Consider the following 15,960-nt stretch of genomic DNA (forward strand, 5'->3'; position numbering starts at 1 on the left):
CCGTAGGTAAAGCTCTTGGTTTGTTGCATGATTATCTGTCTACCACGCGGTAAGCTTACCGCTTGCTTTCGCCCGGGTGTACCCCGGTGAGCAGCGTTTGGCACCCGGGTGCGCGCTGCTTTTGAAAGTAGTGGAGTCGGTGCTCGGATCCGAAATAAGCCTAAATCATTTCCAAAAACTGGACCGAGCACCGACGCTAGAGAGACACTATGAACAAAACACGATTACTACATACATGAAAGCTATGTAGCGCGATTCCAATTTATCATTGAACTCGCCTTAAAAACGGACCTACCGGAAAGATTATTACCCTTCCGTTAAAAAGCTTTAGGCCATGTGGTGAAAATTGGCGGCAAAACCCCGTTAATCCTTTAAAATGGGCGGATGATCACCGAAAATCGTGTTATTGTTTTTTAGCCACCCCATGTCAGGCAACGAGATTCGTGGATAAAATAGGGGCGTGGGACAAGCGTTCGGGCCAGGCTGCTCAAACCCAACAGTGCTCTTTAAAGAGCATCCATCATTCGACGATCGAAACGTTCTGGTTGGCGGCACATGGGATGTGCCTTCCACTCCGCGGTATCTACGAAGGGCTCCTTGGCTATTTAGCACGGGGGGAACATCGGATTGCCGTATTTCCGTCAATGCGGTTACCAAATGGACGGGCAAACTATCTCAGTCAATGGAACTACCTGAAAACGGGTATCTCCATAGATTGCTTTAAGCCTGGACGTTCAGGGTACGCTGGAGCAAAAGGGCACGCATTGTCTGGTTCTATACGTAAGAACTGCTGGTATTGCCCTAACCTTCAGTGGTGACCTACCGGCGGCCTTTGAAATTACCGGCCATCTGCGCCATCATCGGGTTGTTCGACAGTTTGTGCATCATCTTGCGCATTTGGTCGAACTGCTTGATGAAGCGGTTGACGTCGTCCATACCCTGGCCACAACCGCGGGCAATTCGCTTTTTGCGGCTCAGGTTCAGCAATTCCGGACTGCGGCGCTCTTCGGGCGTCATGCTATGAATGATGGCCTCCACGCGAGTAAAGGCGCTGTCGTCGATGTCGATATTTTTCATCGCCTTCGACATACCCGGTATCATGTTCAGCAGGCTCTTCATATCGCCCATCTTCTTCAGTTGAGCTAGCTGGCTGAGGAAGTCGTTGAAGTCGAACTTGTTCTTCTTCATCTTCTTCTCTAGGCGCTTGGCCTCCTCCTCGTCGAACTGGTCCTGGGCCCGCTCCACGAAGGAGATGATGTCGCCCATGCCGAGGATACGCTGTGCCATCCGGTCGGGATGGAAGACGTCGAGGGCATCCATCTTCTCGCCGGTGCTGACGAACTTGATGGGTTTGCCAACGGTGTACTTGACGGAAAGGGCCGCTCCACCACGGGTGTCACCGTCGAGTTTCGTGAGCACGACGCCGTCGTAGTCGATACGATCGTTGAACACCTTGGCGGTATTCACGGCATCCTGCCCGGTCATCGAATCGACGACGAAGAGGGTCTCGTGGGGGCTGATTGCCTGCCGCACGTCGCTGATCTCCTGCATCATCTTCTCGTCGACGGATAGCCGGCCGGCCGTGTCGACGATAACGACATCGTATTTCTTCTGCCGGGCGTGCTCGATCGCCTTAAGCGCGATCTCCACCGGATTTTTATTTTCCGGTTCCTTATAGATATCGGCGCCCACCTGCCCGGCGAGAACGGTCAGCTGATCGATGGCGGCCGGACGGTACACGTCACAGGCCGTAAGCAGCACTTTCTGCTTCCGCTTTTCCTGTAGAAACTTGGCCAGTTTGCCGCTGAACGTCGTCTTTCCCGAACCCTGGAGGCCGGCGATCAGGATGACGGCGGGATCTCCCTTGGCGTTGATGCCCACGGACTGCCCGCCCATCAGCTCGGTGAGCTCGTCCTGGACAATTTTGACCATCAGCTGGCCGGGCTTCACCGCCTTCAGTACGTTCTCCGTACCGAGGGCCTTTTCCTTCACCTTGTCGGTGAATTCTTTGGCAATTTTATAGTTGACGTCGGCTGCCACGAGGGCGCGACGAATCTCTTTCAGACTGGTAGCCACGTTGATCTCGGTGATCTTGTTGTCACCGGTCAGCGATTTGAAGGCCCCTTCCAGGCGATCACTCAGGTTGTCAAACATATTCTTGGCGTTTACTCCGCAAAGGTAGTAAACATCCGGGCGGCCCGGGGTTCACTCCTGGCGGATCAGTCCGCTGGTGTTCCACCACTTATTGCGGCAGTCGGTACCATCTCCGACGGTAAACCGCTGTCCGATCATGGGCGTCAATACGCATTGCTCCGTATCGGCGGCCACGATGCGTTCCACGGGGTCGTACCAGGGGTGGTCCGACAGACTAAAGCCTCCCCAGTGAATGGGAAGCAATTGCTTTCCACCCAGTTCCCGATTGGCCCGCAGGGCTTCCTCCGGCTGCATGTGCACGTTCTTCCAGCGATCGTGGTACTGGCCGGAATCGAGCATAGTCAGGTCAAAGGGGCCGAACCGCTGGCCGATCTCCTGGAAATGGCGTCCGTAGCCACTGTCACCACCGAAGTAAATCTTTTGTTTCGCGGTCTGGATGACAAAGCCGCACCACAGGGTCTTATTACGGGTGGCAGGACTGCGCCCGCTAAAGTGGCGAGCGGGCGTAGCCGTAATGGTGAGTCCCTGTATTTTCACCGTTTCCCACCAGTCGATCTCGGTGATCTTATCCGCCGCGATTCCCCAACTGCGCAGGTGAGCACCGATGCCCAGGGGCACCAGGTAAGCCTGGGTGCGATCCTTGACGGCCATCAACGTATCGTAGTCCAGGTGGTCATAGTGATCGTGGGAAAACATGATCAGGTCGATGGTCCCGATATGCTTCAGCGGGTGATAGTCCTCGTACGGAAAGCGGTGCCCCAGGAAGGGAACCGGGGCCACCCATTCCCCGAGCATCGGATCGATCAGCAGGGTTTTCCCGCCCGTTTCCAGGCGAATGGCCGAATGACCGTACCAGGTGAGGTAGTCCGTGTCCGGGTCCGGGTGGGTGCGTTCCCCCGCCTCCGCCACCGGGAGGGGCTCGGTGGGCTGGGTGTTTTTTGCCTTGAGGTAGCCGAGTAAATCACCCATAAGACTGCGCAAGTCTTCCTGCAGCTTTGTCTTGTCGATGTTGCGGAAGCGGCCCATTTTCCAGGCGGTTGTTCCCTGGTAATCGTTTTGCTTCATCTCAGCGAGGGAGGCACCGAACTGCGGATCGTTCCGCAGCTTTCGCGCAACGTATCCGACGGGTAATAAAGCCAAGCCTACGAGCCAGTGTGGTTTCATGAAGGAAGCACGAAGTGGTCTCAGATTTCCTCCGCGCCGGTCAAGGTAGCCGACTTATCCGAATTCTCCAGGGCCAGGGCAAAGATCACCGTCAATACGCATCCGATAAGGTTGAGCCACAGAAAGGCCAGGTCGATGATTTCTAGCCAGCTGAGAACGAAAGTGACGCTGACGAACAACTGGCCCAGTAACGCCGCCTTAAAGACCGCCCTGCCGCCCACTCGCTTGTAGAAGAAGGCCACGACAAAGATGCCCAGGATAGCTCCGTAGAATAGGGAGCCAATGATGTTCACCGCCTGGATCAGGTTGTCGAACAGGTTGGCCACTGCCGCGAAGCTAAGCGCCACGATGCCCCAGCCGACGGTAAACAGCTTGCTTGCCCGGAGATAGTGGGCGTCGTCCCGGTCGGTGACCAGCGATCGCCGGTAAATATCAATGACGCTGGTGGTCGCCAGGGCGTTGAGTTCCGAACTGGTGCTAGACATGGCCGCGGAGAAGATCACGGCCAACAGTAGCCCCACCAGTCCCACCGGCAGGTAACTCGTAATAAAGGTGATGAATACGTAATCCCGGTCTTCGGTAATCAACTCCGGATCGAAGCGGGTGATCAACGAATCCACCTCCGCGGCGATCGCCCGCCGGTTCTCCAGCGTCCGTTCCATTTCCGCCCGCGCGCCGGCGATCTCCGGTTCGTCGTCCCGGCGCAGCGCGTCGGCCATCGCTACGCTCGCCAAGCGGTTTTCCTCTCCGATGGTCGCGTACTCCGCTTCCAACTCCTCCAGCTGGGGGCGGTATTCCGATTCCCGGAGTTTGTCGAGGTTCGCCGAGTTAAAGTGCACCGGCGGGGGTTGGAACAAGAAGAAGACGAAAACGAGGATACCCACCATCAGGACCAAAAACTGCATGGGCACCTTAAAGATCCCGTTAAACAACAAGCCCAGTCTACTTTCCGCCAGGCTCTTGCCAGACAAGTAGCGTTGTACTTGCGACTGATCCGTCCCGAAGTAGGATAAAAAGAGGAAGGTTCCCCCCAGCAGGGCCGACCATATGTTGTAGCGGTCGTTCAGATCGAACTCCAGATCAACCACCTGCAGCTTGCCCAGGTGACCGGCCACCCCGATGGCATCGCCGAAACCGATCCCCTCCGGAAGCTTCAGCACTACAACCACCCCGGCCACGAACATCCCCAACAGGATGACGATCATCTGCTGTTTCTGGGTTACCGACACGGCTTTCGTGCCGCCCACGACCGTGTAAAAAATCACCACCGCCCCGATAACGAGAATCGTTACGCTGAGTGGCCAGTTCAGGATGGTCGACAGCACGATGGCCGGCGCGTAGATCGTAATGCCCGCCGCCAGGCCGCGTTGGAGGAGGAAGAGCAGCGCCGTGAGCGTCCGTACCCGCAAATCGAAGCGCCCCTCGAGGTATTCGTAGGCCGTATAGACCTTTAGTCGGTAATAGATGGGGAGCACGAAGATGCAAAGGATGACCATCGCGATCGGCAAGCCGAAGTAAAACTGTGCGAACCCCAGTCCGTCATTGTAAGCCTGGCCGGGGGTGCTCAGGAAGGTGACCGCGCTCGCCTGGGTAGCCATTACGGATAGCCCGATCGTCCACCATTTTAAGTCGCGATCCCCGAGCAAATAGCTTTTGACGTTGTCGACCTGCCGGGTTTTATACACACCGTACACCACGATCGCGGTCAGGGTGCCGGTCATTACCAGCCAGTCGAGAAGAGTCATAGATCGTCGTTAAAAGCTAGGGGTGAGTGCCGGTCAAACCGTATAGGCACGGGAAAACAGGTAGAAAGCAATTAGGAGGATCAAATGTAAAACCAACACGATCGCGTAGATAGTTTTCCAGTCGCCGAGTATGGGCGGATCCTCCGTGTCCACGGCGTCATCCTCGATCAGATCCTCTTCGTTCATATCGCACAAGTTAGCCCATGTTTAAAATTTTCCCGGGGAGACGGGCGGGCCACCCGGCTGCGGGCCCGATTTGCTATTCAACCACCGATCGGCAGGCGACTCCCGTGGGAGATCACGTTCCCCTACTGATCCGCGTCCCCGAGCAGAAAAGCGATTTCACTGCGGTCCAGGTCCAGCGTCTCACCGCTGCCGATGATGTCTTCCGCCAGCTGACGCTTCCGTTGTTGCAGCTGGTAGATCTTTTCTTCTAACGTCCCCCGCGTAAGGAACTTGCGCGCGATGACTTTGCCGCTCCTGCCGATCCGGTGGGCCCGGGCGATCGCCTGCTCCTCCGTGGTGGGGTTCCACCACGGGTCAAGGATGAACACATAATCGGCCGCGGTCAGATTCAAGCCCGTCCCCCCGGCTTTAATGCTGATGAAGAAGGTGCCCACTTCCGCTTCGGTCTGGAATCGTTCCACTTCCCTGGCCCGTTGCTGGCTCTCTACCGAGCCGGTAAGCCAGGCGTAGCGGTGCCCCTTCGCTTCCAGATGCGCGCGAAAAAGCTCCAGATAGCGTACCATGCTGCTGAAGATCAACACCTTATGGCCCGAACGACGGATGGTTTCCCACTGCTCCAGCACCTCGGTGAGCTTCCCGCTGTCTTTATCGTAATCGGGTTCGGCAATGATCGGGTGGTTCGCGATCTGCCGTAAGCGGGTCAGTGCCTGAATGACCAGCAATTTGTAGCTGCCCCGCTCCGCTTCCGGTGCCGTCCCGAGTAAGGCGTTGCGGGCGGCCGACCGCTCCTGTTCGTAGATACGCTGCTGCTCCTTGCTCATCGGGCAGTAGCAAAGCTGAATGTCCAGGTCCGGCAGGTCGGGGGCTACCTCCGCCTTCGTACGCCGGAGGAGATAGGGGCCCACCAACTCCCGCAACTGCTGTTTTCTCAGGGCATCGTCGTGTACCTCGATCGGAACGATAAACGTCTTTTTGAAAAAAGCGTACCCCCGCAGCAGCCCCGGATTGATGAATTGCATCTGCGACCAGAGGTCGGAAAGGGAATTCTCGATGGGCGTGCCGGAAAGGCTGATCCGGTGGCGGGCTTCCAGCTCGCTTAGGGCACGGAATACCTTACTCTGGCGGTTCTTGATCTGTTGGCTTTCGTCCAGCACGATGTATTCCAGGTCGATCCGGCCGAGGACGTCTTTATCGCGCAGGGCGGTCTGGTACGTAGTGAGGACGACGTCGAAGCGACCTAGTACCCGTTCGTCACGCAACCGGCGGGTCCCGATGTTGATCTGTACCGTCAGACTAGGTGCGAACCGGCGTATTTCGGCGGCCCAGTTGTAAACCAGTGAGGCGGGCAGCACGATCAGCGCCCGTAGCGGTCGAAGAAACCGCTCGTCCGCCCCGCCAACGGCGAACAGGTCCATCTGCAGGGCGGGTGGCGCTTCGGTTTCGGCTAATCTTTCTTTCGCATAGAGCAGTACCGCGATGGTTTGCAGGGTCTTCCCCAGGCCCATGTCGTCGGCCAGGCAGGCACCCAGCCGCTCGTGATAGTGCTGGACCAACCAGCGCACGCCCTCCAGCTGGTAGGGCCGCAGGCGGGCGCGCAGGCTTCCGGGTGGGGACACTTCCGCTACGGCGGGAGCGACGGTGACTGCACCCGCAAGGGGAATGGCGGCACGTTCCAGCAAGGGCGCCTGACTACGGGCCATGCTTACCCGACCACCCTCCACGCGGGCGAGCTCGAAACCCGGACCGTACGTAGTGAACCATTCTTCCGGTATAAGGAAAAGCGAGCCGTCCGGAAGCTGATACCGACGCTCGCCCTCGCGTAAGTAGCGTACCAGCGACACGAAGGGGATCTCGAAAGCGCCAACGGTGACCGTGCCGCGGAGGTCGAGCCAGTCCCCCCTTTCCTCGGCGGAAATCGTCAGGTGGCCGGTCGTCTCGGTGTACCGATGCCCATCCTCCCCCGGGATGACGACCTCGATGCCCTCCGCCCGCATCGCCTCGGCCCGTTCGAGCAGCCACCGCAGGTTATCGTACGGTCCGGGCCGGGGCGATACGGACAGTGCCTCGTTTCCTTCCAGGGGTGAGAGGCCGGCCTCGATAAGCCCGCCCAGGCGGTCGGCCTCGGCGGGAAACGACCGAACGATCCGGGTCATGCTAAAGGGTGGAGACATGGTGTGGGTCACGGCTACCGGTTCGGGGTCGCCGAAGGCGAACGCTTGCGTCCCGTAGCGTAGCCAGGCGTAAATGAGGTAGCGTTCCGAGAAGGGGTGGGGGCGGGCTTCCACGCGCAGACCGTCCGGGGCGTGCAGGGTTTCGTACGCAAAGCCCTCGATCGATAATTCATGGCGCCGGGCCGCAGGTGCAACGAAATCCCGTAAATACTTACCGATTTTGGCCGGAGCGATTTCCACCACGTCCCGCGTTAGGAACGGCCGAACGGCATCCCCCTTCAATCCCCATAGGCGCACCAGCCGCTTACCGGTTAGTATCCACCCCGGTGCCGGTCGGTTGGTGATCACCCGCGGATCGAGATGCCGGATCGTCCGCTCTTCCCCGTCCGGACTTTTTAACCGCAGCCGGTACTCCAGTTTATCCTCCAGCAACCGAAAGCCGAGCAGCGGTATCCAGGCCGATTCCTCGGGTGCGAGCAGGTGGGGAAATGGAGCGGAACGCGTATCGAGATTGGCTGTCAGGTAGTAGCCGTGCTGCCGGCACATTTCGAGGAGCCGGGCGGAGCGGGCGTGGATATGCCGCAGTACCGCTTCGCGCTCTTTGCTGTCGGGCTTGATCAATCCCGCTAGCGTCGGCATTTTTTTGGCTCCCTTCCGGAAGTGTTCGGTGATCGCTTTTTCCCGCAGTTGTTCCGCCAGCCGCAATGCTTCTTCCAGCGGTCCGTCGGCTTCAATCCCGTATCCCGCAGCGCTGCCGGGGTGAGCCGCCGTGTGTATTACGTGGGGCCGGCTTGCCGCATCGAGGCCGACGATGTAGGCTTTGGCGAGCCACACGCCGGTTCGGAATTCGAAAAGATTGAAGAGGACGGCTGCTTGCAAGGGGGGTGTATTCTTCTTCGGACTACAAAAGCTTTCAAAGGTAGGGCGACGCCGTATTTTGCGCCGTGTCCCTAGCCCTACATATCGTGTTTGCCTTACTAGGCGTAGTATTGCCGCTGGTCTTGTTCGCCACGGCGAGCAAGCGATCTTCGGCGGGACCACTGTACTGGTCCGCCGGACTGAAGGTCCGTATGTACTACGCCAACGGGGCGCTTTTGCTTAGTCTGGCGGCCCTGGTGCTTATCGTATGGTACGTTGCCGGTCGCCCCTTCGCCGAACTGGGCTTAGGGTGGGGCGCGCTGCCCTACGATCCGGTGGCGGTGGGGGTAATATTCGGTTTCCTGGCGCTATATGCCATCGATCTATACGGTGAGATCGGTAACCCGGAACGACAGGCCGATACCCGGAAAAAGTTCAGGGAACTGGGCTTCTTACCCGTCAATGGCGGCCAGTACCTCCACTTCCTTTTCCTGTGCGTCGCGGCCGGGGTAGGCGAGGAGATCGTCTACCGGGGATTCATGATCACCTACTTGCGCGAAAGCCTCGGCAGTACCGAACCGTGGGCGGTGGTGGCTACGCTGTTCATCCCGGCCGTATCCTTCGGCGTGGCGCATTATTACCAGGGTGCCCGTGCCGTAGTGAAGATTGTTGCCATGGCCCTGCTATTCGGTTTCTTTTTCTATCAGACGGGTACCCTGTGGCCCCTGATCCTGCTCCATACGGCCATCGATGCCGTCGGCGGCTTGCTGAACTGGGCCCTGGAAAGACAATCCTAAAATCTTTTTCTGGTCCGGGTATTTGGTCAATAAAAAAGATATACTTACCTTTGCGACCGCTTCCGAAAGGGGCGTTTGGCTGCGTAGCTCAACTGGATAGAGCACTTGACTACGAATCAAGAGGTTTCAGGTTCGAATCCTGACGCGGTCACCAACATTTCAGAGCAGGCTGCGGTCTGCTTTTTTTTTCCGCCCTCACCAGGTGGATATTATCGATAGCAACGCCATTTCGCTATGTCTAAAGTCTGTAAACTCACGGGAAAAAAGCCGATCAGCGGTAACCACGTCAGCCACTCCAACCGGAAGACCAAGCGCCGCTTCGTTCCCAATATCCAGAAGAAGCGCTTCTTCGTACCCGAGCTCGACAAGTTCGTAACGCTGCGAGTATCCACCAGCGCCATGCGTACCATCAACAAGCTGGGCGTATACGCTTTCGTGAAGAAGCTGGAAAGCAAAGGCATCGAAACCGGCGTTAAGCTGTAATCCTCCGTCACCATGGCTAAGAAGAGCAAAGGAAACCGCAACCAGATCATTCTGGAGTGCACCGAACAGAAAGAAACCAACGTGGCCGGCACCAGCCGCTACGTCACCGAGAAGAACCGGAAGAACACCCCCGGTCGCCTCGAACTGAAAAAGTACAACCCGAACCTGCGTCGCATGACGCTCCACCGGGAAATCAAGTAATCACCTCAACCGTTGGCGGCCCCCGGCCGTTTTCCGATTAAAAGAAAGCAACTATGGCTAAGGTATCAAAGAACTCCCGTACCGGACAACGTGCGGCTAACGCCGGCTCCGGTCGCGACTACGTAAAGGTCGTACAGTCTGTCAAGAATCCCGAAACAGGCAGCTATTCCTACAAGGAAGTAATGATCCACAAAGACAAGCTGGATGATTTCATGAAGGACAAATAAGCCCTTCCTCATTCGAACCGGAAGCCCGGTCTGCCAAGCGCGGGCCGGGCTTCCTTGCGCCCGCCACTTTCCCAAGACCTATGACCAACGATCAGTTCAAAGACCTGCAATCCCGGCTCGCCCTCCTACGGGGTTACCTGGACGTGGAGTCCCGTAATTTTAAAATCGAAGACCTCACCCAGCGTAGCCTGGATCCCCAGTTCTGGAACGACTCCACGGCGGCGGAAGCCGTGATGAAGGAGTTGCAAAGTCATAGGAACTGGGTCGCCCAGTACCAGAAGGTGGCCGATCGGGTGGATGAGCTGGAGATTTTACAGGAGTTCCTCAGGGAAGGGGAGGGGACGGAGGAAGAAGTAGCCCGCCGTTACGAAGAGACCATCGCCGTGCTGGACGATGCCGAGTTCCGCGCTACCCTCAACCGCCCCGAAGACGAACTCGGCTGTATTCTGGAGATCAATGCCGGCGCCGGTGGAACCGAAAGCAACGACTGGGCCGAGATGCTCCAGCGTATGTATACCATGTACGCCGAGAAATACGCTAATTATCGCGTGAGCCTGGCAAGCGAAACCCCCGGTGACGTGGCGGGTATCAAATCGGCGACCCTGGAAATCATCGGTGATTTCGCCTACGGGATGATGAAGGGGGAGAATGGCGTGCACCGGCTGGTACGGATCAGTCCGTTTAACGCTCAGGGGAAACGGCAGACCAGTTTCGCCTCGGTCTTTGTACACCCCCGCGTAGACGATACCATCGAAGTAGAGATCAACCCCGCGGATATTCGTTGGGATACCTTCCGCGCTTCGGGAGCCGGTGGTCAGCACGTCAACAAGACCGAATCGGCCGTCCGCGTTACCCACGAACCCACCGGCATCGTGGTCGAATGCCAGGAAGAGCGCAGCCAACACCAAAACCGGGAACGGGCACTGAACATGCTCAAAAGCCGCCTCTACGAGCGGGAGCTGGAAGCCCAGCGGGTCGCCAAGGATGAAATCGAGGCGGGAAAGACGTCGAACGAATGGGGTAGCCAGATCCGTAGCTACGTGCTGGACGACCGTCGGGTCAAAGACCACCGCACCAACTGGCAAACCAGCCAAACCGAGGCGGTGCTAAACGGAGATATCGAAGCCTTTCTAAAGGCTTACCTTCGTTGGAGTGGGGAGGCTAAGTAAAAAAAAGTACCCGGAGTTACTTCTCCGGGTACTTAAGGGCTCAAGTGCTTAGGAAAGTACGTGTTGTCCAAAGTGTCAGAATGTAGCCAAAACGAAAAGGAGTAGTAAGGTCGTGGATTACTATATCTGAGTGAAGTACTCACCTACTGGTTATCAAACATCGTACCAGGTTGTTAAAAGACTGATTATCAGGCATCAAGATGCGGGGATGAAATATGGGTGACGAAATCGACTAACTAGCTTGTTAAATCAAATAAAATTATCTGATTTAATAGCTTATAGATAATCCCACACTAACTGGTTGATCAGAAAGAAGACTACCAGGTAGATCCATAGGGCGTCCAGAAAGTGCCAGTATATGGTTAGTAACCGCAGATTGAGCCGTTTATCCGGATCGCTGAAATAGACCAATACGCTCACCGGTTCGCGCATATACTTGCGCGCGCGATAGAGGAACAAGCCGAGAAAAGGTAGTCCGCCGATCACGTGCGCGAAATGGAGAGCGGAAATGACGTACAGGTAACCCGCCGAATTATCACTGGTGATGTAAATCTGCTGATTGAACAGCTGGTACCACGCGATACCCTGCATCACCATGAAGAGGAGGGAAAGGTAAAAGGTGAACCACAGCATCCGCTGGTAACCACCGGTATCGTCGGCGAGGTATGCCTTTCTGGCCCTGACCATCGTATAACTGCTGGCCAGTAGTATGACGGTATTGGCCAGGAACAGGATCGGCAACCGAATCGGCGGCAAATCACTCTGGATGCGGGTGTACACGAAGGCCGCGGTCATGGCCAGGAAAAGCATACTGAGCGAAAACAACAGCAGCGATAAGTAGATATTCTTGGGGTGAAAGGCAAAGTTATCCTGGCTTTCATCCACCGGTCGCTCGATCTCGTGGGGGCGTTCGTACATGCAGGGATAGAAATGAACCCGCTCAGCTACGGGCTTTGTTTCGGCGGCATCGCTCGGAGCAATAACGGACCTCCGACCAAACCGCGGCCCATTTCTTGCGCCAGGTAAAAGGGCGTCCGCAAACGACGCAGATCTTCGTGGGCAGGTTCGCTTTTTGGTGCGCCATCAGGATTTGTCAGCGTTGCGCATCTCGACGATACGGTCCATCACGGTCTCGGCCTCCGCAGACTTAGCGGCATATCCTTTGATGTCACCACCCCGTTGCAGTGCCATCGCCTCCTGGAGTAGGCGGCTGTATTCCTTTTCCAGTTTCTTCACTGGATCCTTTTTGAATAGTCCGAACATGGCCTTGTTTTCTCACTTAACGGACTGCCCGCCATTAGGTTGCGGAATTCCTGCCGCGGCCCGACTTGCTTGGGCCCTGAAACACGCGGTGCTTTCCATGCGATTCACCCCCCACCCGCGCTCCGGCGCAATAAGTATCCCGCCGGCACCCCTATTCATTCCCTGCCGACTCCTTTTTTTCACTCGGACCTAAACGGGGTGCCGAAATAAAAAAGCCCCCGTCAACGATCGTTAACGGGGGCTTTTGCTTGGGTTACAGGCATTTGGTAGTAGCCTATTCAGCCGGTTATTAGGCGGTCTGGCGTTGGGCCACGTAGGAGCGGCGTTCTACGCCATAGTGCTTGTACAGGCTGTTCCAATACTGGTGATCACTGGTTTTCGGCCAGTTGTTTTTATCAAAACCGGGCGCGTTTTCGAGCCGGTCCTTGTTGACGTTCAGAATGAACTTTTCGGTCGTGGTGTTAACACTGAATGCTTCGAACGGGATGGCAAAATACTTGTCGCCGAGTCCGAGGAATCCACCGAAGGACAGAACCGCGTAGTTCACGGTACCGGTATCGGTATCAATCATGAGGTCTTTTATTTCACCGAGGCTTTCACCTTTCTGGTTAGTTACGTTGGTTCCGGTGATCGAGGTTGAGCTTAAAATCAGGTTATTCATTATAGTTATGTCTTGGTGCGGTACTACTGGTAAGTGCTAAATATTATTTCCCGCTTGTTATCAAATCAAAATACACTAATATAACAAGATAACAAGCAAAAAAGTTTAATATGTAAGCAATTATTTTTCAATTAGTTACATATCACTTAGCCTTCCTGTCCAGCAACGTTCCGGTTTTATCTGATCAATACCGGAATAGTAGAGGAGCCGCTACCGTCTATAAAGGATACGCGCACGTAGTAGGTGCCCGCAACGATTCCGCTCAGGTCGATGGGAAGGGAATTGTTGCCCGCGGCCTGCATTCCCCGCCGTTGGCTAAATACCCTGCGGCCCAGCCCGTCCATCACCTCGGTGCGGATTTCCCCGGCCCGCCGCTGCCGGTAGGTTACCGTAATTCGGTCGTGGGTGGGATTAGGGTACACCGCTAGTTCACTAAACGATTCGGGGACACGGAGCGAGGTGGTAAGCTCGCTACCGAAACTCAACCAATCGAGAAAAAGCGTATCCGCGAAGCCTCCGGAGGCCGGGTCGGGGTAGAAGGCCAGGCGGGCAATGCGCCGTCCATCCACGGCACAGGGCTGGGTGTCCGCATCGCAGGCGGTGCCCCCGTAGCCGCCGTCCTGATAACCGCCCGCGAAATCCAGGGCGTAAACTTGGTAGCTGCTACCCTCGATGCGCGCGGTGCGCCCCGCCAGGGTAGTATGGAAATTATTGTTGTCAATAAGGTCGATGCGGAGCTCGGTGGGCTCCCCACTTGCCGTGCGGGCGCGCAGGTATAGGAGGTTATCCGAATTGACCGCGTCGGCGAGTACCGGATCGTCGTTTTCGTCGTGCAACTCGTAGGTGACGGTCTGGTAGGCGGGAGCGGAACCGTCGCCCACGATAGCTAGTACACCCTCCACGACGGAATAGGATAAGCCGGCCGGCTCGCCCTGAAATTGCGCACCGGCTCCCTCCAGGTCGTCCTGGTAGCCCACCAGGCCGGTCGGTTCCGCGTTTTCATCCAGGGGCTGTCCGAAACTCAGGTAATCGATCTGGATGGTATCGTTAAATCCGCCGTCGTTAGCTTCCGGGTAGAAGGCCAGGGCCACGATGCGGGCGCCGTTGACGGCGCAGGGAGCATCGGCGGCCGGGCAGCCCGTTCCGCCGTATCCGCCGTCCTGGTAGCCGTTATTGTAGTCAAGCCGGTACTCGGCGAATTCGGTGCCGGAAATGGACACGCTTCGACCCGCGTTGGTAGTGTGCCGGTCGTTTTCGTCGATCAGGTCGATGCGTAGGTTGACGGCTTCGCCGCTAAGCGAACGCGCCGATATGTAGAGCAGGTCGTTGGACGCCACCGCGTCAGCCGCCAGACTGTCCGGAAGCGTGTACCGGAAGGTCTGGTAGGTGGGGGAAGTACCGTCGCCGGCTACCGTCAGTACGCCATTGGCCAGCGCATAGGTGATTCCCGCGGGTTCACCGCTGAAGCGGGTGGCGGCGGTGTCCAGACCGTCCGCGTAGTTGACGATACCGTCCCCGGCGGGTTCCTCGGGAAGGATGCCGACGAACGTTTGGGCGGGGTAGGAGTGGAGCAGGGTCCCGTCCGCCCGATGGGTCACAATACGATAGGTGTACGTATTCCCCGTTTGAACGGTAGTATCGCGGTAGCTTTCCGCCGACGGTGCGAGGCTCGCGATTTCGACGAAGGCGTCCTCATCGATGCGGCGCTCAACCCGGACACTGTCGGCGGTAGCGCGATTCCGCCAACTGAGGTTGACTTCCGGATCCAGGGTGTCGATCGGTTCAGGCTGGGAAAGCAACAGGTCGGTGGGGGAGTCTGCGTAGGTGTAGATTAGGATATCCTTGACCTCCGGCCAGGTGCGGCTTTCCCGGTCTAAAACTCCGAACATTCCGCCATCGTCCCAGACCGAGAAGGCGAAGCCGTAGCGCAGGGCCGCTTCCACGTAGGCCGCGTAGTAGCGCATCCGGCTGTTGTAGTCGGCCTGGCGGACGGCCCCGAATTCACTTAGGTGAACGGGCACCTCGTTCGTTTGGGACCACATGGCTACCCGGCTAAATTTTTCGTCGAGCGCGGCGTAGTCGGCTTCCGTGCCCCACGTCCCGATGCCTTCCCCGGCGAAGGACCAGGGATCGTAGGAGTGAAAATACCCGATGACATAGTCGTCGTCCGGTACGGTGGCGAGCAGCAATTCTTCTGCATTGGCGTACTGGTTGCCGCCGAAGATGACCAAGCGGGTGGGATCGTCTTCCCGGATGATGCCGAGAATCCGCTCGTTCAATTCGTCTACTTCCGCCACGGTCATGCCGAAGGGCTCGTTGATGATCTCGAAGAGCAGCTTGTCGGACTTATCCTGAAAGCGCTCGCTGATCTGTACCCATATGGCGTCGTAGCGGGCCCGCTCGGCCGGGTCCCCGTAGTTGGCCTTCAGCCAGTCTTCGTGGTGGCCGTTGAGGGTCACGTACAGATCGCGTTCTAGCCCCCAGTCGACGACCTCCTCCACCCGGTCCAGCCACTCGGCATCGATCGCGTAGGGGGCGGTGTCGGCGGTGTGTTCGTCCCAGCGTACGGGAATCCGGACATTGGTGAAGCCGGCCGCCACGTAGGCATCGAACAGGGCTTCCTGGGCGGGGCCGTTGTTCCATGCTCCTTCGGACGGCGGCTCGAGCGTATTGCCCAGATTAATCCCTCGGCCCATTTCGGCGACCGCGGTGGCCGGGCTGAGTTGCGCGTACTGGGAATGGGTGAGGAAAAGGAACAGGCAGAAGACGAGTAGTCGACGGTTCATAGCGTTGGTTTCAGGATGATCGATTAGGCAAAGGGAGCGCCGGAGCGCGGGTGCGACAGCTCGTGCCGGACCGAAAATATCCTGTCCAAGATAGC

The 15,960-nt window shown here is 57.4% G+C and carries 15 protein-coding genes and 1 tRNA gene; 6 read left to right on the top strand and 10 right to left on the bottom strand.

Annotation, left to right across the window (positions count from 1 at the left end):
* Nucleotides 1-819: 819 nt before the first annotated feature.
* The 5 genes from ffh to CLV84_RS13895 form a co-directional block, all read right to left on the bottom strand.
* Nucleotides 820-2,154: a signal recognition particle protein gene (gene ffh, locus CLV84_RS13880; protein ID WP_104420385.1), complete on the bottom strand. Its 1,335-nt coding sequence runs from the start codon at nt 2,152-2,154 to the stop codon at nt 820-822.
* 51 nt (nt 2,155-2,205) lie between these two features.
* Complete coding sequence (locus tag CLV84_RS13885; RefSeq protein ID WP_104420386.1) at nt 2,206-3,318, bottom strand: MBL fold metallo-hydrolase; 1,113 nt, start codon at nt 3,316-3,318, stop codon at nt 2,206-2,208.
* A 20-nt stretch (nt 3,319-3,338) separates the two neighbouring features.
* Nucleotides 3,339-5,063, bottom strand: a complete 1,725-nt coding sequence (locus CLV84_RS13890; protein WP_104420387.1) for a sodium:solute symporter — start codon at nt 5,061-5,063, stop codon at nt 3,339-3,341.
* A 33-nt stretch (nt 5,064-5,096) separates the two neighbouring features.
* Nucleotides 5,097-5,249: a hypothetical protein gene (locus CLV84_RS21870; protein WP_170067711.1), complete on the bottom strand. Its 153-nt coding sequence runs from the start codon at nt 5,247-5,249 to the stop codon at nt 5,097-5,099.
* Between the two features lie 122 nt (nt 5,250-5,371).
* Nucleotides 5,372-8,299 carry a DEAD/DEAH box helicase gene (locus tag CLV84_RS13895; protein WP_104420388.1) on the bottom strand — a complete coding sequence of 976 codons (2,928 nt, stop codon included), beginning with the start codon at nt 8,297-8,299 and terminating at the stop codon, nt 5,372-5,374.
* A gap of 65 nt (nt 8,300-8,364) precedes the next feature.
* On the opposite strand from CLV84_RS13895, the gene CLV84_RS13900 reads away from it, so the two are divergent.
* The 6 genes from CLV84_RS13900 to prfB all read left to right on the top strand — a co-directional run bounded on the left by CLV84_RS13900 (nt 8,365) and on the right by prfB (nt 11,155).
* Nucleotides 8,365-9,075: a CPBP family intramembrane glutamic endopeptidase gene (locus tag CLV84_RS13900; RefSeq protein ID WP_104420389.1), complete on the top strand. Its 711-nt coding sequence runs from the start codon at nt 8,365-8,367 to the stop codon at nt 9,073-9,075.
* A 77-nt stretch (nt 9,076-9,152) separates the two neighbouring features.
* Nucleotides 9,153-9,229, top strand: a tRNA-Arg gene (locus CLV84_RS13905).
* 80 nt (nt 9,230-9,309) lie between these two features.
* A complete protein-coding gene (rpmB, locus tag CLV84_RS13910) occupies nt 9,310-9,558 on the top strand; it encodes a 50S ribosomal protein L28 (protein WP_104420390.1) in 249 nt (82 codons plus the stop codon).
* Between the two features lie 12 nt (nt 9,559-9,570).
* Nucleotides 9,571-9,759: a 50S ribosomal protein L33 gene (gene rpmG / locus CLV84_RS13915; protein WP_104420391.1), complete on the top strand. Its 189-nt coding sequence runs from the start codon at nt 9,571-9,573 to the stop codon at nt 9,757-9,759.
* A gap of 53 nt (nt 9,760-9,812) precedes the next feature.
* On the top strand, nt 9,813-9,986 hold the full coding sequence (locus CLV84_RS13920) for a DUF4295 family protein (RefSeq protein ID WP_104420392.1): 174 nt from the start codon (nt 9,813-9,815) through the stop codon (nt 9,984-9,986).
* Between the two features lie 80 nt (nt 9,987-10,066).
* The gene (gene prfB / locus CLV84_RS13925; RefSeq protein ID WP_104420393.1) at nt 10,067-11,155 is read left to right on the top strand and encodes a peptide chain release factor 2; all 1,089 of its coding nucleotides are present in this window, start codon (nt 10,067-10,069) and stop codon (nt 11,153-11,155) included.
* A gap of 276 nt (nt 11,156-11,431) precedes the next feature.
* Here prfB and CLV84_RS13930 read toward each other — a convergent pair whose 3' ends face one another.
* From CLV84_RS13930 to CLV84_RS13950, 5 genes are all read right to left on the bottom strand, one after another.
* Entirely contained in the window at nt 11,432-12,073 is a 642-nt protein-coding gene (locus CLV84_RS13930; protein ID WP_104420394.1) for a cytochrome c oxidase subunit 3, read from the bottom strand.
* A gap of 22 nt (nt 12,074-12,095) precedes the next feature.
* Entirely contained in the window at nt 12,096-12,239 is a 144-nt protein-coding gene (locus CLV84_RS13935) for a DUF2256 domain-containing protein (RefSeq protein WP_104420395.1), read from the bottom strand.
* Nucleotides 12,239-12,418 carry a DUF6435 family protein gene (locus tag CLV84_RS13940; RefSeq protein WP_104420396.1) on the bottom strand — a complete coding sequence of 60 codons (180 nt, stop codon included), beginning with the start codon at nt 12,416-12,418 and terminating at the stop codon, nt 12,239-12,241. The genes CLV84_RS13935 and CLV84_RS13940 overlap by 1 nt, the downstream gene beginning before the upstream one ends.
* A 289-nt stretch (nt 12,419-12,707) precedes the next feature.
* Nucleotides 12,708-13,079: a PRC-barrel domain-containing protein gene (locus tag CLV84_RS13945; protein ID WP_104420397.1), complete on the bottom strand. Its 372-nt coding sequence runs from the start codon at nt 13,077-13,079 to the stop codon at nt 12,708-12,710.
* Between the two features lie 176 nt (nt 13,080-13,255).
* The gene (locus CLV84_RS13950; RefSeq protein WP_104420398.1) at nt 13,256-15,865 is read right to left on the bottom strand and encodes a cellulase family glycosylhydrolase; all 2,610 of its coding nucleotides are present in this window, start codon (nt 15,863-15,865) and stop codon (nt 13,256-13,258) included.
* Nucleotides 15,866-15,960 lie beyond the last annotated feature (95 nt).

It is taken from the genome of Neolewinella xylanilytica (assembly GCF_002934605.1).
GTDB lineage: Bacteria > Bacteroidota > Bacteroidia > Chitinophagales > Saprospiraceae > Neolewinella > Neolewinella xylanilytica.